Origin of the sequence: Bradyrhizobium sp. 2S1, from assembly GCF_011516625.5 — a bacterium.
Taxonomy (GTDB): domain Bacteria; phylum Pseudomonadota; class Alphaproteobacteria; order Rhizobiales; family Xanthobacteraceae; genus Bradyrhizobium; species Bradyrhizobium septentrionale.
In genome coordinates this window covers 6345658-6361742 of sequence record NZ_CP147717.1, presented here as the reverse complement: position 1 = coordinate 6361742, position 16085 = coordinate 6345658, and the positions used below count along the sequence as shown (strand labels likewise).

The window sequence follows — 16085 nt, the reverse complement described above, 5'->3', positions numbered from 1 at the left end:
CCTGGTTACCGTTCTTGGTGCTGATCGGCGTCTGGTTGTGGCTCTCGCGCAGGAATTGGCGCGGGTCATCCGGGACGAGTTGGGTTGATCTCTGTGAGCAACAGGTCGCCGAATCCCGGCGCACGAATGCTTTGTTGGAGAGGATCGCAGCGGCTCTGGAAAAACTGTCTCCGTCTCCGGGTTAGCTCAAACACTGGCGCATCGGGGGAGGAAGGGTATGCGCTCGAGGATTTCCGCGCATGTCTGGATAGTTGCCTTGGCATTGGCAACAGCCGCAGCCGTCAGCCGGGCAGCGGCCGACGATCAACAAGAGTGCTTGAAAGGATCGAAGGAAACCGCTGCCGCGACTATCGCCGCCTGTACACGCGCGATCCAGAGCGGAGACTACAATGACCGCGACTTGTCCAGCTTGTATCATCAGCGCGGTTACTCTTGGTCGTGGACAAGCTTCGCAGATCGTGTCGACCGGGCCTTCAAAGACTACACTGAGGCGATCCGGCTTGATCCGAAAGCTGCTGGCACACTGCTCAACCGGTCGCATATCTACAACCAATGGCACGACTACGACCGCGCGATAACGGACGCCAACCAGGCGTTCGAAAGCGGTCTGTCGGACTATGGAAAGCGGGTCGGATACGGCGAGCGCGGCTACGCCTATCAAGCCAAGGGTGACAACGACCGTGCCATCGCGGACTATACTAGCAGTATCCAACTGGATTCGAACAACAATGCCGCCCTCACGGCACGAGGCAACGCCTACTGGGCCAAAGGCGACTTTGATCGCGCCATCGCCGACTACGACCAGGTGATCCAACTCGATCCGACATATGTGCTCGCCTACTACAACCGCTCCCTTGCGTACAGGGCGAAGGGTGACCTCGATCGCGTCATCGCCGACTGTAGTCAGGCGATCGCGCTCTATCCAAAATATAGGGATGCTTACTTCGACCGCGGCTACGCTTACCAAACCAAGGGCGACTTCGACCGCGCCATCGCCGACTACGACCAGATGATCGCGCTCGATCCGACGGATAAGGACGCCTACAGCAATCGCGCCAGTGCGTACCTATCCAAGGGCGACTTCCGTCGGGCTATCGCGGACTCCGGTCTGGGTCGGGCACTGTCATGGCTCGCTGCTGTTGTCTTTCTGGCGGTAGGGGTATGGCTTTGTTGCCGAACAGGCACGCGTGCGCGCGGACGGTTGTCCGGGCGGACAGTCATTGAGATTTGCGAAGAACAGGTCGCCGAAATGCAGCGCAGGAACGCGGTCCTGGAGAAGATTGCTGTGGCCCTGGAGAAGCATTCGTTGCGTTAGCTCGGATTCCCAACAGGACGGTCAGGCGCGACGTGTTGCGGATATTAGTAACCGGCGGTCCATCCTGTGTGCTCGCCCCGCGAGTGACCGCCGCCCAACTTCCAATTTCCGATTATCATAAATCTTCTTGACACGCACCCCAACTCACGGCTATGAATCCCCGTCCCGCCCGGCATGAGGGGCGTATCGCGATCGTCACGAACGTGCGGCGGGATGCGGTGGACGCTGTGCGTGATACTGACGAGAGCACGTGAAGCGGACGGTGAAGTCGTGTGGGCCTGTTGTCCAGCCCTATTCCGGAATAAAAAATAATGGCTTTTCAGCACCTTAGAAAAGCGGGAGGGCCTGAGCGGATGGCTCAGGCCCCGAATAGGCCCCGGATCAGTATATCAAGGCAGCTGAGCCTATATGGCCCCAGCTGGGCCGATCCTAAAGCAAGGTTCAGTCGGGGGGTGGCCATGTCTGACTTACCTGTTTGAATGCGGGGTGCCCGAGCCGCGAGTATACATCGCGTCATGTCTGGATCGGATCACATAGACAAGTGGAGTATGGCTTCCTCGGCTTTGCCGGGGCGTCGTTCCTCGCGCTTGTCGTCAGCATCGGCTGGTTGCTGACCGAGTGACGATCCTACGTCATGGATGAACGTAACTCGGCCACAGCGTGTACCCCTCGTTGGGGCCGCTTCTTGCCGAAGGAGTTAAGCCCAACGGTCTAAGGCGGCCCTACTTTGGCCGCCGAAGGCAACTCTTTAGCCAGCCGATAAACTTTCCAGCTTTCATCGGATCATCGGGCTTGAATATCGCAATCCTGCGGTGGGATTCCCACAGCTCGATGGTGCGCCAGTCTACTAGCCCGTCTTATTCGTCAGAGTGCGCCTGAGAGGCTGGCGAGCGTGGTGTAAAGCGCTGATGCGGCGTAGGATTCGGTTGCAAAGCCAACCCCATCACCTCAACCGCGAACGCCAGGCCCGCCATGACCGATGATACGATTCTGCCCTTCTCGTTTCCAGCCGTTCACGCCAAGAAAGTCACAGCTGCCTTCGATGGCGGTCGGCTGACCTCGAACGGGGGCGTGATGCTTCTGGCGATGGCCGAGCGGCGTCTCGGCTTGGCCGACAATTTGGCCCGGGTGTTCCCGGATCGGCGCGATCCGACGCGGGTCGTGCACAGCCTTGTCGATATGTTCCGCGCGCGCATGTTCGCGATCTGCTGCGGCTACGAGGACGCCGACGACCTCGATCATCTGCGGTCCGATCCCGCATTCAAGCTGGCCTGCGGACGGCTGCCGGACACGGGTCGCGATCTGTGTTCCCAACCGACGCTGTCGCGGCTGGAGAATGCTCCGCGCCTGCGCGACGTGATCCGACTTACCTACACTTTGGTCGACGCATGGATGGATAGCTACCCGCGCGAGCCGGCATCCGTCACGCTCGACATCGATGATACCTGCGATGTCGTCCACGGCCATCAGCAGCTCTCGCTGTTCAACGCTCATTATGACGAACGCTGCTTCCTGCCGATCCACGTCTACGACACGGAGAAGAGCCGGCCCGTGGCGGTCGTGTTGCGGCCCGGCAAGACGCCGGGCGGCGTCGAGGTGCGTGCCCATCTGCGCCGCCTGATACGGCATATCCGGACGCGGTGGCACAACACGCGAATTACGTTCCGTGGCGACGGGCACTATGCCCGGCCGGAGGCAATGGCGTGGTGCGAGACCAACGGCATCGACTACATCTTCGGTCTGTCCGGCACCAAGCCGCTCGCCAGAAAACTCGACGAGGCCGCCGACGACATCCGCACGCGACGCGCCATCGAGAACCTGCCGGTTCTGCGTGGCTATACCGAGACGCGCCACAAGGCCAAGTCCTGGGATCGCGAACGGCGTACCGTCGCCCGTATTGAGGCGACGATGCTCGGCCTCGACATCCGTTTCGTCGTCACCAGCCTCGATGTCGGCTCGGCCGAGTGGATCTACGACAGCCTGTATTGCGCGCGCGGCCAAGCCGAGAATCTGATCAAGCTGCATAAGACACAGCTCGCCTCCGATCGCACCAGCTGCCGTTCGGCGCTCGCCAATCAAGTCCGCCTCGTTCTCCACACCGCCGCTTATTGGCTGATGCTGACCGTGCGCGACGCGATTCCCAAAGCCCGGGAATTGGCCACAGCCGAGTTCGCGACGCTGCGTCTTCGTCTCTTGAAACTCGCTGCCCGTGTCGTCGAGACCACGAGCCGCATTCGCCTTGCGTTTGCCGCGGCCTGTCCCGAAGCCGACCTGATCCGCGGCTTGCCAGGCGCGCTGCTGCCTCTCGGTCCTTGACCGGCGGGGCGTCCGCCCCCCGTTCGCCCAACCTACACCTCAAGCGCGTTGCAAAGTACGGGTCGGTCAGGCGGTGAAAAGCCGAAGGCAATCCCGCGCGCCTCGTCAGAGCAGATGTGCGGCCACATCAATCGGACTAAAAAAAGCACTCTCACGAATAGGACGGGCTAGAGGCGGCGCGAAGGCCGTCGACTACGTGGCTGGCTGGCTATGGAAGGCGTCCGACTTCATCCGACGAGGCGGCGCGTTTGCATTTGTCTCGACTAATTCCATCTGCCAAGGTGTACAGGTTCCGCTGATTTGGCCATCCATCTTTCAAAGTGGCCAGGAGATTATTTTCGCGCATAAGGATTTCTACTGGGCGAACAACGCAAGCAACAACGCCAACGTTATTTGCGTCATTGTTGGGGTCTCAAGCGAACCACATGGCGAGAAGTTCATCTATTTTGACAATCAGAGGAAGCTCGCCAAGTCTATTAACGCATACCTCACCGACGGGCCGAACATTATTGTCGAAAAGCACGCCACGCCGATCTCCGGTCTGCCCGAGATGGTTGCTGGCAATATCCCGAGAGACAAGGGACACTTCATGCTGAGCCTTGAGGATCGGGATGCTATCGTCGCCAAATATCCCGAAGCGGCTCAATTATTTCGGAAGATTGTGGGGTCATTTGAACTAATTAACGGCGTGGAGCGCACCTGTCTCTGGATCGATGACGGCCAAGCCGCCCTCGCATCGTCCATTCCCATGATCGCCCAACGGCTGGAGGCCATTCGCAAGTATCGCGAAACCGGCAGTGAGCGGGGCAAGCTGGGCATCGAAACGCCGTACAAATTCGAGCGCACAATCACCGGCAAGGCGTCTCAGATCGTCATACCGCGCGTATTCTCGGAACGCCGGCTATACGTAACAGCCGACTACATGAAGAGCGAGATCATCGTGTCAGATGCCGCCCAGGCTCTGTACGATGCACCGATACACGTACTTTCGATCATCAGCTCGCGTATGCACTTGGCGTGGATCAACGTGACTGCCGGCCGAATGAAGTCGGATTATAGGTACTCGTCCGGCGTTTGTTACAACAGCTTAGGAAGCGTCCAGCCTTTGCCTACGGCCCATTTTGCGACCTTGTGCATGTCAAGTTCGCGTTCGTGCGTTTCGTCCTTATACGCCCTAATCAAACGCTGCATTTCTCGTTTCTTCGACATTCTTGTCTCCGTTAATGTCCGAGAGGCGCAACGTCGCCCCATCCATCGGTGATCGCGTTCGGCGTCACGATGGATCTGATCTTTGAGAGGTGATTAACAAACCGGTCGTAACGATTCGTTCGGTGTCGCAACTGACCAGCAATCAAACCGGGATGTACATTGATCATCCTGGAGAACGCGAGAATATCTTTCTCACTAAAGATGGGAGCCTTACGCGCGACAAAAGCATCCATCATTTTCTTTGGTACACAGAACTCAGCCGCAGCGGCGTTTGCTATTCGCTCTTCTTCATCAATCTGAGCGCCGGTTCCGGCGTTTTCTCCCTCAAGTTCAGTATCGAGCATTATTTTCGTTAGGCCGTGACGTTTATCGACGTGCTCTAATTCATGACGAAGCACGAACCAAAAATTGTCGATGCGATCAAATCGCATGGTCAGAGCAACGACAGGCGATGCGTCGTTGAGCCAAAAACATACGCCATCAATCTTGGCGGAGGGGAGCGATTCGACGATTAGAAATCGGATGCCGTGTTCTGCCAGAATGCGGGGGACTTTTCGCGCCTCTTCTGGAGCGGCTAGCAAACTTTTCAGTTTGCCGATTGCCTGTGTGGCAGAGTAAGTCGAATATTTCGCAACCATCATGTTTTTGGCGATTTGCCTTACACGATACAGCCAAGCCAATTGCGCCGGTGTTGCCTGAGTATTTACCTCAGTCTTCTTTGCGGAATGTGGGATGACTTCGATATCCTCAATGCGGTTCACGCCGAAAAAACGCATGAGTTCAGAGCTAACGGCTGGATCGCGAACATCTTGGGCGTTAATCCAGCCGCGTTTAATCATGTCGGAAATTGGCAGCTTACCGTAGAGATGTGCCCGCATGGCCCGCAAGGGGTCTGGTCGGCGCGCAACGCGCGCTAACGCCAAATCGTATCGCTGCTGAACATCCAGAAAGCGCTCGGCAGGCACCTCGAAAAGCTCTTCCAGCGTAAGTGCCAACTCCGCATCGACGGGGCGCTTATCAGATACCAACCGGGCGATGCTGGATTTGTCTAAACCGAGAACCACGGCAAGCGTGACCCCGGTCCAGCCGCGCTGTTCCATCAAGGCCGAAATGAACTGTCCGGGAGTACGAAAGTCTTCAGAATCAAGTCTCATATGGCCATAATAGCCGAGTTGCGCAATTGCGCAACCACGAAACCGGACTGAACTTTGATGGGCTGCACTCGCGCAGGCACGATCAGGAGTCCAGTTGTATGCCGACATGCTGGAGGGCGGCGGCGATGATCGCCGCAAGCTGCCCCTATCGCTGCGAAAGCAGAACCTTGCCGCGCTGCGCGCGCGCCGCACCGTTCGAGCAGGGCGAGATCGGCCCCGATCTGTTTCGCCACGCCTGCCTGATGGGATTGGAAGGGCTGGTGTCGAAGCATCGCGAGTGAGCCTATAGCGTTGGCCGCTGCTCGCACTGGCTGAAGGTCAAGAACCCGAAGCCCGGCTTATCGGCGCGTGCAGGATCAGTTCTGACCCGCGAATCGGGCGCCGGTTCGCTATCAGATAGCCCAATAGTTAAGGTTGTGTCCGCGGGCCGAGTGCTTAGTATGCGCGAACATCGTTTTCGCCTTACAGGATTCGACATTTATTATGGCCCGCCGCAAACCGGATGAGCTGCCTCACATCATTCTCAATATCCAGACCAAGCGGCCGATTGAGCTAGCCCGTCCTATTCGTGAGAGTGCTTTTTTTAGTCCGATTGATGTGGCCGCACATCTGCTCTGACGAGGCGCGCGGGATTGCCTTCGGCTTTTCACCGCCTGACGACCCGTACTTTGCAACGCGCTTGAGGGATGGGTTGGGCGAACGGGGGGCGGACGCCCCGCCGGTCAAGGACCGAGCGGCAGCAGCGCGCCTGGCAAGCCGCGGATCAGGTCGGCTTCGGGACATGCCGCGGCAAACGCAAGGCGAATGCGGCTCGTGGTCTCGACGACACGGGCAGCGAGTTTCAAGAGACGAAGACGCAGCGTCGCGAACTCGGCTGTGGCCAATTCCCGGGCTTTGGGAATCGCGTCGCGCACGGTCAGCATCAGCCAATAAGCGGCGGTGTGGAGAACGAGGCGGACTTGATTGGCGAGCGCCGAACGGCAGCTGGTGCGATCGGAGGCGAGCTGTGTCTTATGCAGCTTGATCAGATTCTCGGCTTGGCCGCGCGCGCAATACAGGCTGTCGTAGATCCACTCGGCCGAGCCGACATCGAGGCTGGTGACGACGAAACGGATGTCGAGGCCGAGCATCGTCGCCTCAATACGGGCGACGGTACGCCGTTCGCGATCCCAGGACTTGGCCTTGTGGCGCGTCTCGGTATAGCCACGCAGAACCGGCAGGTTCTCGATGGCGCGTCGCGTGCGGATGTCGTCGGCGGCCTCGTCGAGTTTTCTGGCGAGCGGCTTGGTGCCGGACAGACCGAAGATGTAGTCGATGCCGTTGGTCTCGCACCACGCCATTGCCTCCGGCCGGGCATAGTGCCCGTCGCCACGGAACGTAATTCGCGTGTTGTGCCACCGCGTCCGGATATGCCGTATCAGGCGGCGCAGATGGGCACGCACCTCGACGCCGCCCGGCGTCTTGCCGGGCCGCAACACGACCGCCACGGGCCGGCTCTTCTCCGTGTCGTAGACGTGGATCGGCAGGAAGCAGCGTTCGTCATAATGAGCGTTGAACAGCGAGAGCTGCTGATGGCCGTGGACGACATCGCAGGTATCATCGATGTCGAGCGTGACGGATGCCGGCTCGCGCGGGTAGCTATCCATCCATGCGTCGACCAAAGTGTAGGTCAGTCGGATCACGTCGCGCAGGCGCGGAGCATTCTCCAGCCGCGACAGCGTCGGTTGGGAACACAGATCGCGACCCGTGTCCGGCAGCCGTCCGCAGGCCAGCTTGAATGCGGGATCGGACCGCAGATGATCGAGGTCGTCGGCGTCCTCGTAGCCGCAGCAGATCGCGAACATGCGCGCGCGGAACATATCGACAAGGCTGTGCACGACCCGCGTCGGATCGCGCCGATCCGGGAACACCCGGGCCAAATTGTCGGCCAAGCCGAGACGCCGCTCGGCCATCGCCAGAAGCATCACGCCCCCGTTCGAGGTCAGCCGACCGCCATCGAAGGCAGCTGTGACTTTCTTGGCGTGAACGGCTGGAAACGAGAAGGGCAGAATCGTATCATCGGTCATGGCGGGCCTGGCGTTCGCGGTTGAGGTGATGGGGTTGGCTTTGCAACCGAATCCTACGCCGCATCAGCGCTTTACACCACGCTCGCCAGCCTCTCAGGCGCACTCTGACGAATAAGACGGGCTAGACGATTTCGTTTCAGCATTTTCGTCGATAGCAAGCCAATACGACAGGTTCGTGCGGGCGCAGTACCCTGAGCTGTCGGGCGACGCCAAAATTTTCGTGCGCGAGGTTCGTGCAGGCTCCATCGAGGCCGATCTGATCCCTTGGGCGTTGCAAGGGTTGAGCGCAGTAGTAAACGTCATCGAGCAAATTCAGATCGTTGAAAAATTCGTCCGAACCTACGGGACGGTTCTCGGGAAATACCTGCACGGCTCGAAAGAAGCCGATGCAACACGCACCGACCTAAAGGACTTCATGGGTGCCGTGTCAGCGATAGCGAACGACCCTGACGGGCGCTCGACGCTGCAGGCGGTCGCGTTTGAGGACGGCAAAAAAAAGATCAGGGCTGCGCTGGTGTTCGACACTGCTCAAGCGCGGGAGGCCCAGAAACAGATCGAAGATCAAAAGCTGCTGCTGGAGTCTTCCACCACTGCGGATCACCAGCGAGTGTTGATGACGTTCAAGCAGTCCAACGTCAAAGACGGCGTGATAGGCAAGAGAACGGGCGAGCGCGTTGCAATCGAAGACATATCGCCCCGCGACTTGCCATTGATCTACGCTTCGGAATTGGCCGAGCAGAGGATCAAGCACGAGGTCCGTGAAGCGGACGAAAATGTTTACAAGAAGGGCTTCATCGTGGACGTGAATGTTCAGCTTGTCGGCGGTCGGCCTGCGGGTTACCGCGTCACCAATTTGCATCAGGTGATCGACCTGCCAGAATAGCAGTCACGCCGAGCCCTTGGTCGTGGTGGCCCGCATCGCCATCTCGCGGCCGAAGGCGCACAGCTCCTTGTCGATCAGGTCCATCTTGTGCAGATCGGCCTCGGTCTCCTCTTCGCCCGGATCGAGGATGTTGATGATGCTGGAGAATAGGTGCTGCGATCCGGCCATGAACGCCATCTTGCATTCATCGATCTGAATCTGCGGCGCGTCGGGCGGCAGCACCAGCATGCGGTAACCGGCCCAACCCGCCTCGATCAGCTTGCCCTCATCGGCCAGCTTCTTTGACAGCTCGGTGGCGATGCGGTCGATCTCTGCTCGGTCAGGCATTTAGTGCTCCTTGCTCCAATTCCTTGATGCGCTGATGCAGCTGCGCGTTGAGCTGCATCGAGCGGGCCAGCTGCCGCGCCAGCGCGTGATCGACGCGCTCGATGCGCGCAGCTTGCGCGAGCGCCGCGCGGGCGATCTCGCCAGCGCCTCGCACGACATCGCGCATGCAGGCGGCGCTGATACTGTCTAGAGCGGTTTCCACTTGATATGGGTCACTACGCGTATCCAGCATGTCGAAAGTAGTTGGCGCACTGCTCGGGTGCAAATGTCTTGATGAGCTTGCCGATCAACTTCATCAGCGTTTTCACGGTGCGAGCGGCCCGCTTGCGCAGCGCCGTCTTCAGCTTTGAGAATGCCATTTCGATCGGATTGAGGTCCGGCGAGTAGGCCGGCAAATAGCGCACTTTGGCGTCGACCGCTTCGATCGCCTGGCGAACGCCGTCGATCTTGTGGGTGCGCAGGTTATCCTTGAAGACGATATCGCGTCTGCGCAGACGTCGGCGCGAGATGGCGGCAAGGTGAAGTAGCGGTACAAACCCCTTTTTGATTTCATGACGTGGGCCGCCCGGATGTGCAGACATCTGCGCATCCGCGTGGCCTACCCTTTTCGGTAGGCGGCAACCGTCGGTGAGGCATGTAAACTTATCGGGATCGATCTGTCTTTCTGCCCGCGCGGAGGCCCTCGCCATGAAGCGGATGTCGCCCCCTGAAGCGATCGCGGCCGTCGCCTTGTTAGCGATCTTCGCGTTTGCGATTTGGTTTCGCGCCATTGGCGTGAACATCGAGCACTCGTCGTCGAACCGTGCGCGATCGATGGTCACACTTCGATGACCATAGAAAATAGCAGAGGTCGGGATGCGTAAGATGCTGGTCTATGGCTCAGCTCGATAGAGTCTTGCCTCGGCTGTCACGGAATCGGGTACGAAGCCGTACAGGCCCATAGAACGCGAACTGAGAGGAGTTGGCCGCCATTTGTCATTCGGCCCTTTAATTGCAGTTTATTGTCAAGCCCCCCTTTTGAACTCGCCAACGGCACGACGGTAGCGCTTGTGCCGTCGGATGTGAATCGGCGTGGGGTCCGGACGCCGATCGGCGTCCCAAGTGCTTGATTGACTTCGCGCGTGCGGGGTCAATGTTCAGCGTCGATTCACAATCGAGGTCTCCGGCCTCGACCGCCCCGGCCTGCTCTACCAGCTCACCACCGCGATCTCGAAGCTCAACCTCAACATCGCCCTCGGCGCATGTCGCGACCTTCGGCGAGCGCGCCCGCGACGTGTTCTATGTCACCGACCTGCTCGGCGCCCAGATCACCGCGCCGACCCGCAGGCCGCGATCAAGAGCGCGCTGCTGCATCTGTTGTCGACCGAGGACCAGGCGGCGAAGCCGGCGGCTTGACGCGTCGCCTCTCTCCGTCGTCATTCCCCGATGCGCAATTGCGCATCGGGGAATGACGACGGATGGGACTGCTGCAGGCCCACCTCATTCATGCCGCTCTAGCCGAACAGCCGCATCAGCAGGGCCTTGCCGACCGGCGCTGCGCGGACACTGCGGAAGGCGCGGACATATTCGCCGGCATAGAATGCGCGCACGACATTGATCCGCGTCGCAACCGCGTCCTCGAAGCGGACGCCGAAGCCATCGCGGGTGCGGCGGACCACGAGCGCGGCCACGTTCTGTCCGTAGACATTGCACTTGATCGAGGCGCCGATTGCGGGAGGGGCGGGATCGATGAAGCGCGCGCCCGAGATCGAAATGTCGACCATCCGGACCAGCCGCGGCTCCGTACCTTCGTGAATCAGGATCGGCTCGTCACGCTCGAAGCGCTCGGCCTTGCGACGCCGCGGCTGCTCGATGCAAATGAAGCACACGATCGCGAGCACGACGCAATTATAGAGGCTCCAGGCCAGCGCCAGCCCGCCATAGGCGATGCTGTCGCCGCGCACATGCAGGATGAATGCGTAGGCGATCGCCAGCAGCGTGATGAGCAAGGCGCTGCCATAGAGCCGCAGCAGCGGCCACTCGATGAAGCGGCGATTGCGGTCACCGCCCTTGGCCGTCACCTTGAACTTGTGGCCTTGCGGCTTGGCGAGGCCGGTCACGACCGCCTTCAGGACCGCGGGGGCTGCGATGTATTGCGACACGTCGGTCATGATCGCGAGCGAGCGACCGCGCGAGATCCAAGCCATGGTGAAGGCGTGCCAGACATAGAACGGCATGAAGTACTTCAGAAGCTCGAACAGATCGGCGTGAACCGCCTTGATGCCGAACAGCAGATAGAGCCACGGCACGACGAGGCCGAAAACCTTGGTGCCATAGAGCGCCGTCCAGCTCATGAAGGCGTCGACCAGCGACAGCCGGTCCATGAAGGCGAGCTTCGATTGCCGCGAGAACGGCCCGCTGCGGCCCCTGAAGATCTGCATGAAGCCGAGACACCAGCGCCCGCGCTGGGTGATGTACTCCTTCAATCCTTCCGGCGCGAGACCGATGGTCAGGCGCTCGTTGAGATAGACCGTGCGCAATCCCCATTCCTTCAGGCGCAGCGTGACGAGATAATCCTCCGTCACCGAATCGGTCGGAAAGCCGCCGATCTGCATCAGGCCGGAAAAGCGGATCAGCGATGAGGTGCCGCAGCAAAATGCCGTGCCCCAGGCGTCCTTGGCCGGCATCAGGATGTCGAAGAAGAAACGCTGTTCGTCGGGCCAGACGTCGGTTGCGGCGAGATTGGTCTGGATCGGATCCGGATTGATGAAGTGCTGCGGCGTCTGCACGACGCCGACGGTGCCGTCCTGCATCAGGCTCATCGCCCGCGTTAGGAAGTCCGGCATCGGGACAAAATCCGCATCGAGGATCGAGACGAACTCCGGCCGGTCCGGCAGCCCGGAAACGTGCTGGAGCGCATGATTGATGTTGCCGGCCTTGGCATGGCGGTTGTCCGGACGGGTCAGATAGTTGCAGCCGAGCTCCTGGGCGAGCCGGCGCAGCCAGAGCCGCCGTCCGTCGTCGAGCACCCAGACGCGATAATCGGGATAGTTCAGCCCGGTGGCGCCGATGATGGTGCGCTCGAGGATCGCCTTCTCTTCATTGTAGGTGCAGATGAAGACGTCGACGCGCGGCGCATCCGTCAACGCCTTGGATTGACGCAGGATGGCATTGACGGCGGGCGAGCGGTCGATGGTGCGGCTGAGGAACAGCAGCGACAGGCACACCGCGATCATCGAGGCCGCCTCGGCCGCCACGAAGGGATAGCCGACCACCGCGTCGGCGGTGAGCCCCAACGGCGGCAGGCTCTGGGTCACCCGCCAGACGAAGTAGTGCAACAGCAGCAGGAACGATATGCCGGTCATCATGACGCGCCCCAGCGTCTGCTCGCGCCGGAGCAGCGGCAGGATCGCAAGGCAGGCGCCTAAGGCGACCAGCCCGGGCGCGAATGCCGCCATCATGACTTTGCCGCGTCCGTGTTGAACACCACCCGCCCGGTTCGGCCGACCACGCAATCCTTGCCCGTGGTGTCGAGCTCCGGCATCGAAACCGTCACCCGGTACGGTTCCTTATTCAGCGCATCCGGATTGATCGCAAGGTTCGCGGGCGCCCCCGATGCACCGGTGAGGTTGGCGATCTCACCCTTGATCGAAGCGCTGCCGTCGTTCGGCTCAAAGCTCGCCCGCTCACCAAGCCTGAGGCGGTTATAGACGCCTTCGGTGACATTGGCGGTGACCACTGCGCCGGTGCAATCGAGCAGCTTGAGCAGGGGCTGCCCGGCCCTGACGTCCTCGCCCGGCGACGTCATCATCTCCCAGATGCGTCCGGCGACCGGCGCCTTGATGTCGGCTTCCGCCCGGTTGATGTAGTGCAATTGCTCCGAGGCAATCTCGTGGGTGAGCCAGTCGATCTCCGCATCGGAATGCACCAGATCGGCGCGCAGATCGCTGACGCGCTGGCGCATCTCCTCTTCGCGTTGCACGGAACTCGGCCGGTCATTGTAGCTGTCGCCAAGATAGGTGCCGTTCCTTGCCGCGGTGAGTTCGACCTTGGCGGCGTCGAGCCGGCGCTGCGCGCCTATCTCGGTCTGATGGGCGATCGCCTGCTCGCGCGTCAGCCGGGCCATTTCGACCGTCGAGACGCTGCCCGATTTGATCAGCGACGAGGCGCGTTCGACCGCCGCCGTCGCTTCTTCCCGTCGCGCGGCCGCGGCCTCGATCGCGGTCTGGATTTCGGCGATCCGCGCCTCGAGCTGGAGGATGCGGCCGTCGCGGAACTGGGCCGCCTGGCGCGCGAGGTCCTGTTGCGACGTCTCGGCGGCCGCAAGCTTTGCGGCGAGACTCGGGCGCTCATTCTCCATCCGGGACATCTGCCGCCGGAGATCGTCGAGCCGCACCCGATCGCCGCGCGCGTTGACGACATGAAGGATCGTATCGCCTTCGTGGACCACACTGAGCTGCGTGGAGCTCTGCGGCTTCGCACTCACGGTGCCGTCGATCGGCGAGCGCAGGGTTACGATCCTGGCATTGACCACGGCCTCGACGCTCGAGGTCTGCAGCACGGCTTTCAGCGGCAGCCATCCGAAGATCGCGACGAGGGCGAGGCCAATGCCGACCTTGAGCAGGCGGCGAACCCACCGGCCCGAGCCTGCAGGCGCTTCGGGATGGGGGGCGCTATCATTGACAGGCTCGCTGACCGGCTCGTCGTCCGCCGGCTGCAAGCGGTCCTGCCGGTCCTGCAAATCGCGCTGCAACCCCCGTGCGCCCGATTCCTCGTCCTTGCTGACGGACGTATGATCTTCGGGAACGGGCTTCTGCTGTTCCTGATTCATGATGACCGGACCTGAACTGTCAGTGCGCGCGGGGTTCAGAAACCGTAATCCTGAACGGCCAATGTGCTTTTGGGGTGCCCCTTCGACATAGGCGCACCGTCCCACCGAACGGGGCCGTTATACGCTGGCCCATTGATGGCCACTGATGCTATCTTGGGTTTCTGGGGCCCAAGCCGAGGGTTGCAAACAACCTAGACGTTTGCAACAGTCAGCTTCTACTTAGGGTGCGACGAAACCGCGCGCTCTCGTAAAGCGGTTGCAAGGCTCGACGCTGACGGAAGACACTGTGAATCGGCGTGGGGTCCGGACGCCGATCGGCGTCCCAAGTGCTTGATTGACTTCGCGCGTGCGGGGTCAATGTTCAGCGTCGATTCACACCCGTCTCCGGCAGCCGTCCGCAGGCCAGCTTGAATGCGGGATCGGACCGCAATGATCGAGGTCGTCGGCGTCCTCGTAGCCGCAGCAGATCGCGAACATGCGCGCGCGGAACATATCGACAAGGCTGTGCACGACCCGCGTCGGATCGCGCCGATCCGGGAACCCCCGGGCCAAATTGTCGGCCAAGCCGAGACGCCGCTCGGCCATCGCCAGAAGCATCACGCCCCCGTTCGAGGTCAGCCGACCGCCATCGAAGGCAGCTGTGACTTTCTTGGCGTGAACGGCTGGAAACGAGAAGGGCAGAATCGTATCGTCGAGTCGCGGTCGTGCCGCGTCCAAAGAAACCGGCGCGAGCGCCCTATTAGATGCGGTAGGTGATCGGCCTCCGAAACGAGAATATCAAACTGGCTGCGGATTCAGGGTCAAGGGGAGCGTTCCTCCTACAACTACGACATGCCATGGCACCATTTGTCTGGGCCAACAGGAGGAATTTGGCGATGAACTGCATCAAGAAAATGTCTGTCGCGGGTATCGCTGCGTTCGGGACGCTCGCTGGCCCGGGCGCAGGTTTATTGGCTACGGCCCTTCTTGTCTTTCTCGGCTCAGTCTCGATCGCCGAAGCCCGGAACACGCCTTGTTCAGGCAAGAAAGGTGGTATTTCTCATTGTGAGAATGGTAAGTTTGTTTGCAAGAACGGAACTATTAGCCAATCTAAACAGACATGTTCTCGCTAATTCGGCACCTTCGGCAGAAGCATGAAGATATCGAGCGCGAGGCAGAGGCATTATTTGTGTTGAATTCTTGATTTGTGTTGAATTCTTGCTTCTCGATATTGGCCTGAAATTGTGGAGCTGGGGGTTGGCCTTTCTTCGCTCATTCCAGTTTAAAACGCAAAAAGGGCTGGGAGCAGAAATTGAGCAACGAAGAGCTATTGAAACAGATACTCGCACAACAAGACGAGGTAGACGCTCAAAAGGAGCTCGAACTCATAAAAAGGCAGGCTGACCAAAAGCTTGCGGAAGAACAGGAGCAAGAGGCGCGGAGCGTTTGGCCGAATGTTGAGGCCATGATCGTTCGCATTTCCAAGAAACTAAATGACGCCATGAAGGGCGGACGGAAGCTCTACGCCAAAACCGAAAAGGCGACTTTCGGCTATGTAGGCACTCGTTGCTTGTATACAAGTGATCCTCAAAAAACAGCCAACGCATCTCGGTGCATCTTCAAGGCAACCGTAAATGGGGTGTTAAAAGTGCATTACGAAGATCAACGGAACCTCGAATCGCACGCAAAGCAATTCGAATTGCGATCGGTTGACGACGACCAGATCGAGAACGCCATTTTGCTTTTCGTGAAGGATTATTTGCATTGATGAAGGTCCGCCCCTTTCGCTCCTCGAACTGGAGGCCATGAGCACCTTCAGGACTCCGACGAGCTGTTGCATGCGCTTGACTAAACAACCTCTGTTGCTGACGAGGTTGGCGCATTTGATGCCCTGGACCTCGGCCGACGCCTCATAGAGGCGCTGTCGATCGATCGCCTTGCGCATCTGCCGATTAAGCCCGGGGGGCGGAGGCTGTCGGTCAGGGCGACAACCTTCACCGACACCTGCTGCCCGAAACGTAGCACC

General features: G+C 60.1%; 14 protein-coding genes and 2 pseudogenes. 8 read left to right on the top strand and 8 right to left on the bottom strand.

The window, feature by feature from the left end:
* The first annotated feature begins 217 nt into the window (after positions 1 to 217).
* The 3 genes from HAP54_RS29935 to HAP54_RS29925 all read left to right on the top strand — a co-directional run bounded on the left by HAP54_RS29935 (position 218) and on the right by HAP54_RS29925 (position 4892).
* Positions 218 to 1315 (top strand): tetratricopeptide repeat protein, encoded by a 1098-nt coding sequence (locus HAP54_RS29935; protein ID WP_166293669.1) that lies wholly within the window; start codon positions 218 to 220, stop codon positions 1313 to 1315.
* A 972-nt stretch (positions 1316 to 2287) separates the two neighbouring features.
* Entirely contained in the window at positions 2288 to 3631 is a 1344-nt protein-coding gene (locus HAP54_RS29930) for an IS1380-like element ISBdi2 family transposase (protein ID WP_166204320.1), read from the top strand.
* A gap of 73 nt (positions 3632 to 3704) precedes the next feature.
* The gene (locus HAP54_RS29925; RefSeq protein WP_312022804.1) at positions 3705 to 4892 is read left to right on the top strand and encodes a type IIL restriction-modification enzyme MmeI; all 1188 of its coding nucleotides are present in this window, start codon (positions 3705 to 3707) and stop codon (positions 4890 to 4892) included.
* Here the strand turns inward: HAP54_RS29925 and HAP54_RS29920 are convergent.
* Positions 4852 to 6102: a helix-turn-helix domain-containing protein gene (locus HAP54_RS29920; RefSeq protein WP_210297520.1), complete on the bottom strand. Its 1251-nt coding sequence runs from the start codon at positions 6100 to 6102 to the stop codon at positions 4852 to 4854. The genes HAP54_RS29925 and HAP54_RS29920 overlap by 41 nt on opposite strands.
* A 17-nt stretch (positions 6103 to 6119) precedes the next feature.
* Here HAP54_RS29920 and HAP54_RS29915 point away from each other — a divergent pair, with 17 nt between their 5' ends.
* Both HAP54_RS29915 and HAP54_RS29910 read left to right on the top strand, forming a co-directional pair.
* On the top strand, positions 6120 to 6275 hold the full coding sequence (locus HAP54_RS29915; protein WP_175619240.1) for a hypothetical protein: 156 nt from the start codon (positions 6120 to 6122) through the stop codon (positions 6273 to 6275).
* Between the two features lie 202 nt (positions 6276 to 6477).
* Entirely contained in the window at positions 6478 to 6612 is a 135-nt protein-coding gene (locus tag HAP54_RS29910) for a hypothetical protein (RefSeq protein WP_283843184.1), read from the top strand.
* Between the two features lie 104 nt (positions 6613 to 6716).
* Here the strand turns inward: HAP54_RS29910 and HAP54_RS29905 are convergent, their stop codons facing one another.
* Complete coding sequence (locus HAP54_RS29905) at positions 6717 to 8060, bottom strand: IS1380-like element ISBdi2 family transposase (protein ID WP_166204320.1); 1344 nt, start codon at positions 8058 to 8060, stop codon at positions 6717 to 6719.
* Positions 8061 to 8235: 175 nt separating this feature from the next.
* On the opposite strand from HAP54_RS29905, the gene HAP54_RS29900 reads away from it, so the two are divergent.
* Complete coding sequence (locus HAP54_RS29900) at positions 8236 to 8943, top strand: hypothetical protein (RefSeq protein ID WP_166293663.1); 708 nt, start codon at positions 8236 to 8238, stop codon at positions 8941 to 8943.
* 3 nt (positions 8944 to 8946) lie between these two features.
* On the opposite strand, the gene HAP54_RS29895 is transcribed toward HAP54_RS29900, so the two are convergent.
* Genes HAP54_RS29895 through HAP54_RS29885 form a run of 3 tightly spaced genes read right to left on the bottom strand, consistent with a single transcriptional unit; the run spans position 8947 to position 10091 of the window.
* Entirely contained in the window at positions 8947 to 9270 is a 324-nt protein-coding gene (locus HAP54_RS29895; protein WP_166293661.1) for a hypothetical protein, read from the bottom strand.
* Complete coding sequence (locus tag HAP54_RS29890; protein WP_166293659.1) at positions 9263 to 9436, bottom strand: hypothetical protein; 174 nt, start codon at positions 9434 to 9436, stop codon at positions 9263 to 9265. The genes HAP54_RS29895 and HAP54_RS29890 overlap by 8 nt, the downstream gene beginning before the upstream one ends.
* A gap of 49 nt (positions 9437 to 9485) precedes the next feature.
* Positions 9486 to 10091 (bottom strand): transposase, encoded by a 606-nt coding sequence (locus HAP54_RS29885; RefSeq protein ID WP_166293658.1) that lies wholly within the window; start codon positions 10089 to 10091, stop codon positions 9486 to 9488.
* A 322-nt stretch (positions 10092 to 10413) separates the two neighbouring features.
* On the opposite strand from HAP54_RS29885, the pseudogene HAP54_RS29880 reads away from it, so the two are divergent.
* Positions 10414 to 10665: pseudogene (locus tag HAP54_RS29880) on the top strand (ACT domain-containing protein); the annotation flags it as partial.
* Positions 10666 to 10763: 98 nt separating this feature from the next.
* Here the strand turns inward: HAP54_RS29880 and HAP54_RS29875 are convergent.
* The 3 genes and pseudogenes from HAP54_RS29875 to HAP54_RS29865 form a co-directional block, all read right to left on the bottom strand.
* Entirely contained in the window at positions 10764 to 12710 is a 1947-nt protein-coding gene (locus HAP54_RS29875; protein ID WP_166293656.1) for a glycosyltransferase, read from the bottom strand.
* Positions 12707 to 14080: an HlyD family secretion protein gene (locus HAP54_RS29870; protein WP_175619239.1), complete on the bottom strand. Its 1374-nt coding sequence runs from the start codon at positions 14078 to 14080 to the stop codon at positions 12707 to 12709. Before HAP54_RS29870 ends, HAP54_RS29875 begins: the two co-directional genes overlap by 4 nt.
* A 376-nt stretch (positions 14081 to 14456) precedes the next feature.
* A pseudogene (locus HAP54_RS29865) lies at positions 14457 to 14797 on the bottom strand (transposase); the annotation flags it as partial.
* Positions 14798 to 15371: 574 nt separating this feature from the next.
* On the opposite strand from HAP54_RS29865, the gene HAP54_RS29860 reads away from it, so the two are divergent.
* On the top strand, positions 15372 to 15827 hold the full coding sequence (locus tag HAP54_RS29860; protein ID WP_166293654.1) for a hypothetical protein: 456 nt from the start codon (positions 15372 to 15374) through the stop codon (positions 15825 to 15827).
* The last annotated feature ends 258 nt before the right edge of the window (positions 15828 to 16085 follow it).

Bases quoted from the DNA above. Each gene is read 5' to 3' on its own strand.
- HAP54_RS29905 (WP_166204320.1), bottom strand. From the start codon at position 8,060: ATGACCGATGATACGATTCTGCCCTTCTCGTTTCCAGCCGTTCACGCC.
- HAP54_RS29870 (WP_175619239.1), bottom strand. From the start codon at position 14,080: ATGAATCAGGAACAGCAGAAGCCCGTTCCCGAAGATCATACGTCCGTC.
- HAP54_RS29890 (WP_166293659.1), bottom strand. From the start codon at position 9,436: ATGCGCGATGTCGTGCGAGGCGCTGGCGAGATCGCCCGCGCGGCGCTC.
- HAP54_RS29920 (WP_210297520.1), bottom strand. From the start codon at position 6,102: ATGTCGGCATACAACTGGACTCCTGATCGTGCCTGCGCGAGTGCAGCC.
- HAP54_RS29895 (WP_166293661.1), bottom strand. From the start codon at position 9,270: ATGCCTGACCGAGCAGAGATCGACCGCATCGCCACCGAGCTGTCAAAG.
- HAP54_RS29875 (WP_166293656.1), bottom strand. From the start codon at position 12,710: ATGATGGCGGCATTCGCGCCCGGGCTGGTCGCCTTAGGCGCCTGCCTT.
- HAP54_RS29910 (WP_283843184.1), top strand. From the start codon at position 6,478: ATGGCCCGCCGCAAACCGGATGAGCTGCCTCACATCATTCTCAATATC.
- HAP54_RS29935 (WP_166293669.1), top strand. From the start codon at position 218: ATGCGCTCGAGGATTTCCGCGCATGTCTGGATAGTTGCCTTGGCATTG.
- HAP54_RS29915 (WP_175619240.1), top strand. From the start codon at position 6,120: ATGATCGCCGCAAGCTGCCCCTATCGCTGCGAAAGCAGAACCTTGCCG.
- HAP54_RS29930 (WP_166204320.1), top strand. From the start codon at position 2,288: ATGACCGATGATACGATTCTGCCCTTCTCGTTTCCAGCCGTTCACGCC.